General features: G+C 69.2%; 15 protein-coding genes. All 15 read right to left on the reverse strand.

The window, feature by feature from the left end:
• Positions 1 to 9: 9 nt before the first annotated feature.
• Positions 10 to 2,121, reverse strand: coding sequence for a YccS family putative transporter (yccS, locus tag ACR9ZH_RS04040; protein ID WP_481289466.1), 2,112 nt, complete (start codon positions 2,119 to 2,121; stop codon positions 10 to 12).
• 180 nt (positions 2,122 to 2,301) lie between these two features.
• Positions 2,302 to 3,030 (reverse strand): 3-oxoacyl-ACP reductase FabG, encoded by a 729-nt coding sequence (gene fabG / locus ACR9ZH_RS04045; protein WP_481289467.1) that lies wholly within the window; start codon positions 3,028 to 3,030, stop codon positions 2,302 to 2,304.
• On the reverse strand, positions 3,027 to 3,500 hold the full coding sequence (locus tag ACR9ZH_RS04050) for a hotdog family protein (RefSeq protein WP_481289468.1): 474 nt from the start codon (positions 3,498 to 3,500) through the stop codon (positions 3,027 to 3,029). The genes fabG and ACR9ZH_RS04050 overlap by 4 nt, the downstream gene beginning before the upstream one ends.
• Positions 3,497 to 4,675 (reverse strand): beta-ketoacyl-ACP synthase, encoded by a 1,179-nt coding sequence (locus tag ACR9ZH_RS04055; protein ID WP_481289469.1) that lies wholly within the window; start codon positions 4,673 to 4,675, stop codon positions 3,497 to 3,499. Before ACR9ZH_RS04055 ends, ACR9ZH_RS04050 begins: the two co-directional genes overlap by 4 nt.
• A complete protein-coding gene (locus tag ACR9ZH_RS04060) occupies positions 4,672 to 5,394 on the reverse strand; it encodes a class I SAM-dependent methyltransferase (protein ID WP_481289470.1) in 723 nt (240 codons plus the stop codon). The genes ACR9ZH_RS04055 and ACR9ZH_RS04060 overlap by 4 nt, the downstream gene beginning before the upstream one ends.
• Positions 5,391 to 5,846, reverse strand: a complete 456-nt coding sequence (locus tag ACR9ZH_RS04065) for an acyl-CoA thioesterase (protein WP_481289471.1) — start codon at positions 5,844 to 5,846, stop codon at positions 5,391 to 5,393. The genes ACR9ZH_RS04060 and ACR9ZH_RS04065 overlap by 4 nt, the downstream gene beginning before the upstream one ends.
• Positions 5,836 to 6,789: an LpxL/LpxP family acyltransferase gene (locus ACR9ZH_RS04070; RefSeq protein WP_481289472.1), complete on the reverse strand. Its 954-nt coding sequence runs from the start codon at positions 6,787 to 6,789 to the stop codon at positions 5,836 to 5,838. The genes ACR9ZH_RS04065 and ACR9ZH_RS04070 overlap by 11 nt, the downstream gene beginning before the upstream one ends.
• A complete protein-coding gene (locus tag ACR9ZH_RS04075; protein ID WP_481289473.1) occupies positions 6,782 to 7,954 on the reverse strand; it encodes an ApeI family dehydratase in 1,173 nt (390 codons plus the stop codon). Before ACR9ZH_RS04075 ends, ACR9ZH_RS04070 begins: the two co-directional genes overlap by 8 nt.
• Entirely contained in the window at positions 7,942 to 8,205 is a 264-nt protein-coding gene (locus tag ACR9ZH_RS04080) for a phosphopantetheine-binding protein (protein ID WP_481289474.1), read from the reverse strand. Before ACR9ZH_RS04080 ends, ACR9ZH_RS04075 begins: the two co-directional genes overlap by 13 nt.
• Entirely contained in the window at positions 8,202 to 8,990 is a 789-nt protein-coding gene (locus ACR9ZH_RS04085) for a lysophospholipid acyltransferase family protein (protein WP_481289475.1), read from the reverse strand. The genes ACR9ZH_RS04080 and ACR9ZH_RS04085 overlap by 4 nt, the downstream gene beginning before the upstream one ends.
• Positions 8,966 to 9,691, reverse strand: a complete 726-nt coding sequence (locus ACR9ZH_RS04090; RefSeq protein ID WP_481289476.1) for a beta-ketoacyl synthase chain length factor — start codon at positions 9,689 to 9,691, stop codon at positions 8,966 to 8,968. The genes ACR9ZH_RS04085 and ACR9ZH_RS04090 overlap by 25 nt, the downstream gene beginning before the upstream one ends.
• Positions 9,688 to 10,914 (reverse strand): beta-ketoacyl-[acyl-carrier-protein] synthase family protein, encoded by a 1,227-nt coding sequence (locus tag ACR9ZH_RS04095; RefSeq protein ID WP_481289477.1) that lies wholly within the window; start codon positions 10,912 to 10,914, stop codon positions 9,688 to 9,690. Before ACR9ZH_RS04095 ends, ACR9ZH_RS04090 begins: the two co-directional genes overlap by 4 nt.
• On the reverse strand, positions 10,914 to 12,140 hold the full coding sequence (locus tag ACR9ZH_RS04100; protein ID WP_481289478.1) for a beta-ketoacyl-ACP synthase: 1,227 nt from the start codon (positions 12,138 to 12,140) through the stop codon (positions 10,914 to 10,916). The genes ACR9ZH_RS04095 and ACR9ZH_RS04100 overlap by 1 nt, the downstream gene beginning before the upstream one ends.
• A gap of 31 nt (positions 12,141 to 12,171) precedes the next feature.
• Positions 12,172 to 12,969 (reverse strand): glycosyltransferase family 2 protein, encoded by a 798-nt coding sequence (locus tag ACR9ZH_RS04105; protein ID WP_481289479.1) that lies wholly within the window; start codon positions 12,967 to 12,969, stop codon positions 12,172 to 12,174.
• Positions 12,970 to 12,977: 8 nt separating this feature from the next.
• The gene (locus ACR9ZH_RS04110) at positions 12,978 to 13,247 is read right to left on the reverse strand and encodes an acyl carrier protein (RefSeq protein ID WP_481289482.1); all 270 of its coding nucleotides are present in this window, start codon (positions 13,245 to 13,247) and stop codon (positions 12,978 to 12,980) included.
• Positions 13,248 to 13,255 lie beyond the last annotated feature (8 nt).

Consider the following 13,255-nt stretch of genomic DNA (forward strand, 5'->3'; position numbering starts at 1 on the left):
GACGCAGCATCAGACGGGCGTGAGAGCGGCGACGCGGTCGTGGACGCGGACCAGCAACCGGCACTGGCCGGCCACCAGGCGCAGGATGGGAGAGGTGTCGCCGGTCAGCGCTGGCGCGCCGGGAAAGGAGCCCGAGTCGCCGGGCTCCGGCGGGGCCCCTGCGCGAACCCGCTCCGCCAGGCCGTCGAACGAACGGGCAACGTTCCCGCACAAGGTATCGGCCGTCGCGGCCTCACCGGCGGGAAGGGCGCGCCGGTGGGCGCCCAGCGTGGAGAGATGCGAGAGGCCGGCCTGCAGGGCGGCGACGAGGCGCAGCGCGCGCTCGCCCCGTTCGCGCGAATGGCCCGGCTCGCCGAGCAGTTCGGCCACGTTGCCGGCGACTGCGGCCTGCGCGGCATGCGCGTCGCGGCGGAGGATGCGGTACGGCAGGTCGTCCGCCTTGCCGGTGGCGTACTGTGCCGCGATGCCACGCAGGTAGCTGGCATAGGCCAGCACCGCGTCGGCAACGACGTCCTCCAGGCGGCGCACGCGCCAGTCGGGGAGCATGAAGCGCACCACGAGGGTGGCGACGAGCGCACCCAGCACCGTATCCAGCAGGCGCGGCCCGATGGCGTCGTAGCCATGGCCGACGAGGTCGAAGCAGAGCAGCACGAAGAGCGTGATGACCGCGGTGGCCAGCGCGTAACGGCGCAGGCGGAAGGCGAAGAAGCCTGCGCCGGTCGCGACGAGCACCGGCAGGCGCCAGTCGCTGCCGGGCAGCAGGCGCAGCATCGCCCACCCGGCGACGAGGCCGGCGAGGGTTCCGGCAATCCGCTGGATCGTTCGCCTGCGCGTGGCGCCGTAGCTCGGTTGGCAGACGAACAGGGTGGTCATGAGGATCCAGTAGCCATGGCTCGGATGCAGCACGAGCATGACCAGGTAACCCAGCAGCATGCCCGTCGCGAGACGGACCGCGTGACGGAAATGCATGGAGCGGCGATCGAGCCGCACGCGGATCCGTGCCACCGCTTCGCGCAACGATTCCGGCTCGTTGTCCTGCAGCGATACGTCGGTGCCGTCGCGCAGGTGTCCCTCGTCGCCGATGTCATGCTGGAGCCGCTCCATGTTGGCGAGGAGAGCGGAAAGCGCGTCATCGAGCGCCTGGTCGGCGGCCCCGCCACTGCGGTAATGCGCGATCGCGTCGCGGACGTCGTCTAGCGCGGACTGCGGCAAGGCGATCGCACCCGGCGGCCCGCCATGACGGACGGCATCGGCTCGTTCACGGCAGGCGTGCGCCTGCAGGCGGAGCAGGCGGCCGAAGCGGAACATGATGTCGCTGTGGTAGAGCGCCTCGGCCATCTCCTCGTAGGGATAGTGCGAGGAGCTGATCCGTTCGTGGATGTCCTGGGCGATGAAGAACATGCCCAGCCGCGCAGCGGAGCGGCCACGCGGCTGCCGGCGACCGATGCGGTCGATCAGCGCGGCACGCGCGGCACCCAGCGCCTCCACGGTGTGCAGGTTACGCCGCGAGAATTCGACCGAGAGGGCGTCGCGGTCGAGTCCATGCACGGGCTCGAACAGCGCGGCCTTGGCGTCCATGAGGTCGGCCAGGGATTCGAACAGACGGGCCAGTGCGTGACGTACCGCGCGCTGGGGAGCCAGCGCGCTCCAGGTCAAGGACAGGAGGCCGTACCATCCGGCCCCGGCCAGGATGGCCAGCATGTCGCTCCAGCTGCCGGGTTTCGCTGCACCGCTGTCGGACGCGAGCATCGTGTAGACCGAGAGGATCAGCGTGCCGGTGGCGATGGTCGCGTAGCGTCCGCTGGCGGCACCGAGCATCACCAGCACGAAGGTGCCGGCCGGCAGCGCGACGGCGAACAAGGGAGGGGTGCCTAGTGTCGCCTTCACCACTGCGGCCGCCGCGGCGAAGCAGGCGAGGGTGACGAGGAGACCGCGCAGGCGTCCGCGCCAGGCATCGTCGGTTTCGGAGAGGGCGCAAGCGATGGCCCCTAGCAAGGCCGGGACGACCGCATCGAGCTGCCCGGCCGGAACGCACCAGGCAACGATGCCGGCGAGCGCGAGGAAGACGCGCACGACGTCGGCGAAGCGGTCGGATTGGGCGAGCTGGCGTAGGGACTGCATAGGTGTGTAGGAGCGCGCCTGCGCGCGACATGTTTTGTGGCGGTGACCGGGAGCTGGCGCGTGAGTTTCAAGACTGTGGCGAAAAGATGTCGCGCGCAGGCGCGCTCCTACACAGCTTCTCTTGCCGCGCGCAGGCGCTCTCCTACACGGTTTCTCTTGCCGCGCGCAGGTGCTTCTACCCTAGCAAAGGCCGCCGTTGACGGCGAGAACTTGCCGCGTAATGTAGCCGGCTTCCGGGCTCATCAGGAACCGTACCGCCGCCGCCACTTCCTCCGGCGTGCCGGTGCGCTCCATCGGGATCGCCTTCAGGATCTGCTCCATCGGCACTTCCGCTTCGAGCATGTCGGTGTCGATGAGGCCGGGCGCCACGCAGTTCACGGTGATCTTGCGCTTGGCCAGTTCCACGGCCAGGGCCTTGGCGGCGCCGATGACGCCGGCCTTGGACGCGCTGTAGTTCACCTGCCCGCGGTTGCCGACCAGGCCGGACACCGAGGTGATGCAGACGATGCGTCCCGCGGCACGGCGGCGGATCATCGGCATCACCAGCGGGTGCAGCACGTTGTAGAAACCGTCGAGGTTGGTCCTCAGCACCTGGTCCCAGTCGTCGGAGCTCAAGCCGGGAAAGGCGCCGTCGCGGGTGAGGCCCGCATTGCAGACCACACCGTAGTAGGCACCGTGCGCCGCCACGTCGGCTTCCAGCGCGGCCGCGGAAGCGGCCCGGTCGGAGATGTCGAACTGGAGGATGCGCGCATGGCGGCCGCGCGCGGCGACCTGCGCCTGTACGGCCTCGGCTTCCTCGCGCCGCGAACGGCAATGGACCACGACGTCGTAGCCGGCGTCGGCGAGGTTCAGTGCGATGGCGCGGCCGATGCCGCGGCTCGAGCCGGTAACGAGGACGGTGTCGGTCATGAGGGGGTTCCCTTGGAATCGAGGCTGTTGCGCGGATCGAGGTACGGGGTGGGGTCCGGCGGACTGAAGACGGTGAGGCGTGCCTCGGCATGCATTCCCGGCGCATCGATGCGGCAGGCGAAGGCGCCCATGCCGTCCTCGTCGTGGAAGCTGCGCACCGTTTCGATCGTCAGCTTCGTGCCGAGCGGAAAGGCGTCGACATCGGCACGGTAGGCCCGGCTGCCGAGCAGGAAGCCGGGACGCACCTCGCCGCCGGCGGCAAGTACCTGGCAACCGTTCCACGCGGCGATGGCCTGCGCCATCAGTTCCACGCCGGCCCAGGCCGGCAGGCCCGTGGCATCCACGAACGCATCGCCACGGCGCACGAGGCGCTCGCAGACGATGCGCTCGGCTTCCCAGGCCACGACGCGGTCGAGGAGGATCATGCGTCCCCTGTGCGGCAGGAGCTTTTCGACGGGCCAGATGGTCATGCGCCACCCGCGAGGATCAGGCAGGTATTGTTCCCACCGAACGCGAAGGAATTGCTCATCAGGTGGCGCAGCCCCTCAGGCAGCGTGTCGCCCACCTGCGTGAACGCCAGAGGCGGCAGCGCGGGATCGGGCTGGCCGTCCCAGGCGTGCGGCGGCAGGCGGCGCTGCGGGTCCATGAGGCTGAGCCAGCAGAAGGCGGCTTCCAGCGCGCCGGCGGCGCCGAGCGTATGACCGGTAAGCGCCTTGGTCGACGAACAGGGCACCTCGCGCGCGAAGGTCTCGGTGACGGCGCGGCTTTCCATCGCGTCGTTGTGTTCGGTGGCGGTGCCGTGCAGGTTCACGTAATCGATGGTCCCGGCCTCGATGCCCGCCGCGGTGAGGGCGAGCCGCATCGCTTCGACCGCGCCACGCCCTTCGGGTTCGGGCGACGACATATGGTAAGCGTCCGAGCTGGCCCCGCCGCCCAGGAAGGCCACCGGTGCCTCGTCGCGGGTCATGAGGAACAGGGCAGCGGATTCGCCGATGTTGATGCCCTGCCGCGAGGCCGAGAACGGCAGGCAGCGTCCGTGCGCGGTCGCTTCCAGCGAGTGGAAGCCGTGGATGGCGAGTCGGCAGAGCGTGTCGGCGCCGCCGCAGATCACCGCGTCGCACAGGCCCAGGCGCAGCAGCCGCCGCGCGCTCAGCAAGGCACGCGCGCCGGAAGTGCAGGCGGTGGAGATGGCGTAGCAGGGCCCGGCCACGCCGAGCCATTCGGCGAGGAAGGCGGCGGGCGCGCCGAGCTCCTGATCGATGTAGCGATAGCCGTCGGGCCACCGTCCGCTCTTGCCGCGTGAGGCGATGTTGCGCGTGGCTTCCTCGATGCCCGTGGTGCTGGTGCCTACGACGACGCCGATCCTCGCCGTTCCGAAGCGTGCGATGGCGGCGCGAATCTCCCCTTCGATTTCCTGCGCCGCAAGCAGGAGCAGGCGGTTGTTGCGCGTATCGCGATGTTCCAGCCCCGGCGGAACGGGCGGCAGCGGCGAAGCCACGTCGCCCAGCGGAAGCGATTGAGCGGGCAGCCAGCCGTCCAGCGGCCTCAGGCCGTGAGTCGCCGCCGCGAACAGGGCTTCCGCCACGGCGTGCTTGCCTATACCGAGCGAGCAGGCCACGCCCAATGCATTGAGGTAAGTCTTCATGCGCCGGCGAGGGGTTTACGTGCCGCAACGTTGACCAGGGTTTCCTCGCGCTTGCCGGGCGGCGGTGGAGCCTTGATGCCCCAGCGCTCCAGCAGGCCAAAGTCCTTCGATCGGCTCCACCACAGATAGGGCAGCGACACCGTGGTATCGTCGAATTCGAAGCCGCGGTTGCGCAGCATCGCCAGGTACTCGTCCGCGCTCTTCTGCACGTGCATGGGATGGCGGAAGAACCAGCGGATGACCCAGGTGTCGATGTATGCCTTCGTCGATTCGGCGAAAAGCAGCAGGCCGCCGGGCTTCAGCACGCGCCAGAACTCGTCCAGCGCGCGTTCCTGTTCCACCAGGTGGTGGAAGGTCTGGTGGCAGAACAGCACGTCCACGCTTTCGTCCGGGAGGTCGATGCTCGCGCAGTCGCCCAGGAGCAGCGTCGCGTCGATGCCTTCGCGCGCCGCCTCCGCACGCGACAGTTCGATGCCGTGCGGATCGGCATCGAGACCGATCAGCCGCCGCGGCGCGAACGCGTCGCGCAACAGGCGGAAGGAGCGGCCCTGACCGCAGCCGGCGTCGAGCAGGGTGCCGCCGCGCGGCAGCGCTTCGCCAGCCAGGCGCTTGAGGTCGTTGATCGCCACCCGCAGCACGTGGTGCTGCCAGGTATGCGTGCGCAGGAAGACGAACCCGACGCGGGTTTCCTCGACATAGGTGGTGCTGGCGTATTTCATGAGGGGTGTCCGGTGGAGCGCTGGGTCGACGCGAGGTAGCGTTCCACGTCGTCGACGAAAACGGCAGGCGAGACCAGCTGCATTTCTCCGTCGGCGAGCCTCACGGCCACCTGGATGGTGCTGGCGCGCGTGAGGCGTTCGCCACTGGTGGCATCGCTCAGGGTGTAATGGATCTTGAGGCGGTTCTGCCACTCGACCAGCTCGGCGCGCACCGCCAGCCTCTGGCCGAAACGCGCAGCGCGCGCATAGCGCAACTGCAGGTCGATGATGGGCCAGACATAGCCAGTTTCCTTCATGCGCACGTAGTTGTGGCCCAGCTCGTCGAGCAGGGCGCAGCGAGCGATTTCCAGGTACTTCACGTAATGGCCGTGCCATACGACGTCCATGGAATCCACGTCGAAGAACGGCACCGTGAGTTCGATCTCGGTCGCAAGCACACCCTTAACGCGCATGGGATCCTCCGTCTGCTCCGTGCCAGTACGGGTGGAAGTTGAACCATTGCAGCGGCGCCGCGAGGCAATGTTCCGCCAGCCATTCGGCATAGCGAGCGACGGACGACGCGATGATGGCGTCGCGCGATGCGCGCTCCCAGCCGGCCGCATCGTCGAAGCGGCGCAGGTGGATGCGGTAGCGGCCTGCCTGCTTGAGGCAGCACACCAGGTTGATCGGGCAACGCAGCATCGCGGCCATCAGCCATGGCCCCTGCGGGAACGGGGCGGAAGCGCCGAGGAAATCGGCATTCACCGTGCGGCCGCCATGCACGGGCACGCGATCGCCCGCGATGGCGATCCATTCGCCACGGTCGAGGCGCTGCGACAGGTCCAGCATCGCGGCGGTATCCAGGTCACCTACGTGCACGAGGCGCAGGCGTTTGTCGCCCGATTCGCCCAGCAGGCGGTTGAAGTGCGCGGCATGGGGCAGGTGCATCAGCACGCTGAGCGGCACGCCTTCCCCGACCTCGGCCATGGCGCGGCAGACGTCGAGGTTACCCAGGTGGGTGCAGACCAGGAGCTGCCCGCGGCCACCCGCCAGCAGCGCATCGCGTACGCCATCCGGATCGTCCATGTCCACCGAAGACAGGCGCAGCTTGCCGCGCCACACGTCGAAGCGGTCGAGCATGCACTCACCGAAGGCAAGGTACTGGGCGAACACGGCGCGCGAGCGCGGGAAGAGGCCGCTTCGGCCGCTCCACACCGCGAGGCGCCGCTGGTATTCCGCGACGTTGCGACGCGCCGCACGGCCGGTGAGGAAAAAATACAGGATGATCAGCCGGATCACGGGCGCCATCGTGCGGCGGCCGAGGATGCGTACCGCGATCGCCGTCAGCTTGATGCCGATGAAGCTGCCACGCTCCTTCTGCCCGGCCCAATGCGCATTGGCGACGGCATCAGCCATTACTGCCCTCCAGCCGCAGGTGCGCCGAAGACGCGGGCGCATCGTCGCTGCGATAGGTGAAATGCAGGCGTCCCCGCGCGGCGTCGTGACGCAGCGAGAGTTGCATGCGATCGCCGGGCCTCAGCAGGCGCTGGAACTTCATCCCGTCCACGGCGCGGCAGGTGGTGGGCGTGCCGAGCCGCGAAGCGGCGAACTCGAGTGCCCAGCCCACTTGCAGCACGCCGGGCAGCACCGGGGCATCGGGAAAGTGATCGGCGAAGCAGGCGAGGTCCAGAGGCAGTTCGAGATCGAGGATGTGCGCATCGCCTTCGCGCCGTTCGCCGAGCACGATCGCGGACTCGGGCAGGGGTGCGCGCAGCAGCGCATCCACCTGCGCTGGCTCCGGAAGGACCTCGACAAAACGCCAGACCAGGGGCGTGGAGAGCGCATCGTCGCCGGCGGCGTGCAGGCCCAGTTCGTTCACGAGACCCGCGCGGCCGTGCCGCAGTAGGGCCGCGCGGCCGGCGCCGGCGAGCGCCACGATCATGCCGGGTCCCAGCTTTCCCGCGTATCCGCCGGCCGCACCAGCCACCCAGGGATGCGAAGCAAGCCGCCGCGCCGCGGCATCCATCGGCGCCTTGTTGATCCTTCGGCGCAGGCGCTGACGAAAGATCCACTCGCCGACGAAAAGGGCACCCATCACCGAGTAGGCCAGGATGCCGTTGTAGAACGTCCACCAGGACAGCGGGCCCCATGCGGCGAGCAGGGCGGAGGCCGTGCCGTTCAGCGCGAAGAAGGCCACCCACACCCAGGTGACGCGGCGCGTGTAACGCACCGCCACCGGCGGCAGGTCCGGCTCGCTCACCCGCGCGATGCGTTCGATGATCGGCGGGCCGAACTTCAGGCTGAGCCCGAAGGCCGCCAGCAGGAGACCGCAGATCAGGCTGGGATACCAGCGCAGCAGGTGTTCCCCTTCACCGAAGGCGAGGACCGCGCAGTAGACGAGGGTGATGCCCAGCATCCAGCGGCCGCCGGGCTGGCGGAGCAGGGCGGGCGCGCGAACGAGCCAGAGCGCGCCCAGGATCAGGCCGAAGACCGGGGTGGAGACGTGGTCCGTGCCGAAATACACGATGAAGGGGTAGAGCACCCCGATCACCACGAGGACGAGGTCGCTCAACTTGCGCACGAGGAGCTCCCCACGTAGAGCGCCAGGCTGCCCACGGTCTCGAAGTGGCGCCGTGCGTCTCGTGAGTCGGACGCGATGCGCAGGCCGTAGCGGTTCTGCAGGGCCAGCGCGAGTTCCAGCGCGTCGACCGAATCCAGGCCCAGCCCCTGGCCGAACAGCGGCTGGTCCACGGCGATGTCGTCCACCTCGAGGTGCTCGAGCGCCAGCGTGTCGATGATGAGGCGGGCGATGTCGCGTTCGAGGTCGTTCATGCCATGAGCTCCCTGGCGTAGAGGCGGTGCAGGTGTTCGTTGATGCGGCGTGAGGCTATCGGCGCGGGGACGCCATCGCTGAAGTCGGAGACGGCGATGTCTTCGCCCACGCGCAGGTCCATCTGCACCCGGCGGTACGGAATGCGATACCAGGGTTCGGCCTTGGTGAGCGTCGTGGGCCGTACCGTGATGAACACGGGCGTGATCGTGTGCGCCCCGCGCACGGCGATCGCGGCGGCGCCGCGGTGGAACACGGGTGGTTTGCCCGGCGTGGTGCGGGTGCCCTCGGGAAACACGATCAGGGTCTGCCCGCCGCGGAGCACGTCAGCCGCGCGGTCCAGCATTTCCGCACTGCCGTCGTTGCTGATGTATTCGGCGACGCGCACGGGACCGCGCATGCATGGGTTCTTCCACAGGCTGTGCTTCACGATGCAGTTCGCGTCGGGCACATGGCCGAGCAGGAACACCACGTCGATCAGCGACGGGTGGTTGGCGACGATCATCTGCCCCGGGCGGCCGAGTCTTTCGAGGCCTTCGAAGCGATAGTCGAGGACGCCGGTGCGATACATGAACTGCGAATGCAGCCAGAAGGCACGGCCCACCGTGCGCCGGGCGCGCCGCCGCCGCACCGCCGGCGGCCCCGGCCAATGCAGCACCGCCGGCAGGATGAGCACGCGCAGCAGCACGCCGCCAATACCGAACAGCGCGAAGCTCAGCGCCGTGCAGACGAAACGCCAGGCCCAGGCGTCGCGGCGGCGGGTCATGCTGTCGGCTGCCAGTTCCATCGTCGGGTCTTCCACGGGTGGTCCAGGGGTATGCCATCGTGCAGGGCGCGGACGAAGCGCAGGGCGTGCGGCAGTCCCGCTACCGGCGCGGCGCCATCATTCTGCGCCAGCGACAAGCGCCAGCACGGCCCGCTGCCGGCGAGGGTCAGCCGCAGCGCCAGCGTATACGAGAACGGCACGTCGTCGATCCAGCCCTCATAGGCCGGCGCCGGGAGTTCCTCGGCGATCACTGCGATCACCGCCGCCGCGCCTTCGCCCAGCAAGGCCGCCGCCTCGACGATGGCGTGCTCGAAGGTGTCGGCCTCGCCCGCGATGGCGACCGACTCCCCACGCTGCCCGCGCAGGATCGACCACTGGCCGGCGATGGCGTTATGCACGGAAAGACCGAAGCGGGTCGGCGACAGCGGCGCATCGCGGCCGATCTCGTCGAGCATGGCGAAGGTGCGGGTGGTCTCGCCGTGGCGCGAGGCGAACACGAACGGAAGCTGCTCGTCCTCGCCGCATAGCGGCCATGCGGCGTGCATCGCGATGCGCGCCAGCCGGCTCAGGCGGCGGCGTTGCATCGGCGGCACGAAGTCGCAGGCGGGCTGCTCGCCGTTGTCCACGATCGGGTGCGGCGCGGCGGACCACGCCGCCCACGCGTCGGCGTCCTCGACGCCGGGAGCCCAGGCACGCCATGCCTCGACGCACAGCTCGATCATGCGGCATCCCCGCCGAAGCGATGGATCATCAGCGCCGCGCAACTGCCGCCGAAACCGAAGCTGTTCGAGAGCACGCTGTCGACGGCCAACGCGAGTTCGCCGTCGATCAGCGGCGCGTCCGCGAAGGCGGGATCGCGGCGGGCAGGCACGGCGCCGCCCAGGAGCACGCCTTCCCTCATCATCGCGATCGAGGCGATGGCGTCGAGGGCGCCCGCCGCCGCGGGGGCGTGACCGATGAGGCCTTTGATGGAGGACATCGGCGGCACGTCGCAGCCGCGCTCGCCGAAGACGCGCCTCAAGGCCTCCCATTCGGCAAGATCGCCGGGGAGCGTCGCGCAGGCATGCGTGTTCACGTAGCCGGGCAGGCTGCCCGCCAGATCGATGGCCTGGTGCATCGCCTCGGCCATGCCCTCCGCCGCGGGGCTGATCATGCCGTCGGGATCGGAGGCCGCACCGTAGCCGGTTATCTCGGCGAGGATGGCGGCCCCGCGCGCCAGCGCATGATCGAACGATTCGAGCACCAGTACTCCGGCTCCGCCGCCAAGCAGGATGCCGTCGCGGTCCGCGGCATAGGGCGTGGAAACGCGTTCGCCCACGACGCTCGTCGTCGACAGCGCGTTCATCACGTCGAAGCACATGGCCGCCTTGTCGTGCAGTTCCTCGGCGCCGCCACACACCACGATCTCCTGGCGACCGAGCTGGATCATCTCCATCGCTTGCCCGATCGCGTGCGTCGCGCTGGTGCACGCCGAGCCGACGGTGAAACCGCGGCCGCCGAATCCGAAGGCCTGGGTCAGCGTGGCGGACACCGCACTGCCCATGCTGCGCGGCACGATGAAAGGGGAAAGACGCGAGATGCCGCGTGCATGGAACACGTCCAGGCCTGCTTCGTATTCGCTGAGCGCGGCGGCACCGCCCATCACGATGCCCACATCGCGCTCGCGGATGCGTGCGGCATCGAGCCCGGCTTCGGCCAGGGCCTCGGCAGTCGCGTGCCAGGCGTACTCGGCTGCCTGCGGAAGGTAGCGGCGCAGCTTGCGCGGCGGCGGTTCGAGCGCGGACGTATCGGCGGGCGCCGCCACCTGGCAACGCATGCCCAGCGCAGCGAAATCGTCCATGGCGCGGAAGCCCGGGCGGCCGGCACGCAGGCCGTCGAACAGGGCCTTGCGGCCTGCACCGAGACAGGAGACCGCGCCCATGCCGGTGACGGCCACCCGCCGCATCAGCCGTGTGCCTTGAAGATCAGCGAGGTGTTGATGCCGCCGAACGCGAAGTTGTTGCTCATCACGTAACCGGTGCGGATCTCACGGCCTTCGCCGACGAGGTAATCGAGCGCTGCACATTCGGGATCGGGCTGTTCGAGGTTGATCGTCGGTGCGAACCAGCCGCCGCGCATCATCTCGATCGCCCACCAGGCTTCGAGCGCGCCGCAGGCGCCGAGCGTGTGGCCCACGTAGCTCTTCATCGAGCTGATGGGGATGCCGCCGCCGAGGACATCCGCGGTGGCATGGCTTTCGGCGACGTCGCCACGGTCGGTGGCGGTGCCGTGGGCGCTGACGTAGCCGATCGCCGCGGGCGGCAGGTTCGCGTCGGCCAGGGCCATGCGCATCGCCGCGGCCATCGTCTCGCGCGTCGGCTGGGTGATGTGCTGCCCGTCGGAATTCGTGCCGAAGCCGACGATCTCCGCATAGATGCGCGCGCCGCGCGCGACCGCATGCTCGTATTCCTCGAGGATCAGCGTGGTCGCGCCTTCGCCGACCACGAGGCCGTCGCGCCCGGCATCGAACGGACGCGGCGTGAGTTCCGGTGTGTCGTTGCGCGTGCTGGTGGCGAACAAGGTGTCGAACACCGCCGCGCCCGGTCCGGACAGCTCCTCGGCACCGCCGCAGAGCATCAGCGTCTGCTTGCCTGTCTGGATGGCCTCGTAACCGTAACCAATGCCCTGGCTGCCCGACGTGCAGGCGCTGGAGGTGGTGATCACGCGGCCCTTCAGGCCGAAGAAGACGCCCACGTTCACGGCCGTGGTATGCGCCATCATCTGGATGTAGCTGGTGGCGGTCACGCCCTGCATGGAGCCGGTTTCGAGCATGTGGCCCACGGTACGCGCCGGCTCGATGCTGCCGCCGGACGAGCCGTAGGCCACGCCCATGCGCCCGTCCGCGATCCGGGCATCGCCGAGCAGCCCCGCATCGGCGAGGGCACGCTCGCTGGCCGCCACCGCGAGCTGTGCCACGCGGCCCATCGAGCGCACATGCTTGCGCGGCCAGTGCGCCGGCAGGACGAAATCGTCCACCGGCGCGCCAAGCCTGCCGTTGAGCTTGTCGAAATAATCCCATTCCCCCATGCGGCGAATGGCGTTGCGGAAAAGGCGCAGACGCGCCTCGATGCTTGCCCAGTCATGGCCCAGCGGGGTGATGCCGCCGATACCGGTGACGACGACGCGCTTCATCGTGCGTCCTCCCGGGGGATACGTTGTGTGTTCAGGCGACGCATCGGGACTTCCAGCGGTCGGACTTGCGGCGGATCAGGCGCGGTATGCGCGGCAACATGCCGAGTACGAGGCGCGTGTGCATGGCGGCGATCCGGACGTTGTCGCGCCACATGCGGAAGTGCGACAACCCGTCCTCCGGATAGATCACCCGGGTCGGCAGGTTGCGCACGGGCACGCCGCGCCAGTAGAGGCGCACGGCGATCTCCGTGTCGAAATCCATGCGTGCCGGCAACGGCTTGCGGGCGATCTCCGCACGCGTTTCGTCCAGCGGATAGAGACGGAAACCGCACATCGAATCGTCGATGTCGAACGACAGCGTCTCCAGCCAGACCAATGCGTGGGTCAGGTAACGGCCATAGAGGCGGGCGCGGGGTACGGAGTCGTCGTAGACGGGGCGTCCGCAGACCATGGCCTCCGGCGCGGCCCGGCCGGCTTCGAGGAAGCGCGGCACGTCGTTCGTGTCGTGCTGGCCGTCCGCGTCGATCTGCAGCACGTGGCTGTACCCGGCTTCGTGCGCGGCCAGGAAGCCGGCGCTGAGGGCGCGGCCCTTGCCGCCGTTCTGCGCCAGGCGGATCAGGCGCAGGTCGTCGCGCCCGGCCACCAGCCGGTCGAGCGCGTCGCGGGTTTCCGCGTTCGAACCATCGTCCACGAGGAACACGGGCAGGCCGTGCGCGGCCAGCGCGTTCGCCGTGCGCCCGGCGGTGCGGCCATGGTTGTAGACGGGTATGACGGCGCAGGGCGCGAAGGATCGCGCCGCGGCGTCGCGCGGTCCAGGCCTGTCCGCCATCGTTCCGCTCAGCGGGCGAGCAATGCCTGCACGGTGGCGACCACGTCGCCCACCGTACGCACGCTCTTGAAATCTTCGGGCTTGATCCGTGTCCCGGTCATGTCCTGGACCTGGATCGCGAGGTCGATCGCGTCGATGCTGTCCAGTTCCAGGTCGGTGAAGAGGTTGGCTTCGGGCGTGACCTTGACCGGGTCGATCTCGAAGGTCTCATGCAGGACCGACCGCAGACGAGCGAGGACGTCGTCGGAAGTGAAGGTTTCGGCTGGGATCGCGCTCATAGCTGGGT

It is taken from the genome of Luteibacter sp. SVR4-7G, assembly GCF_056755555.1.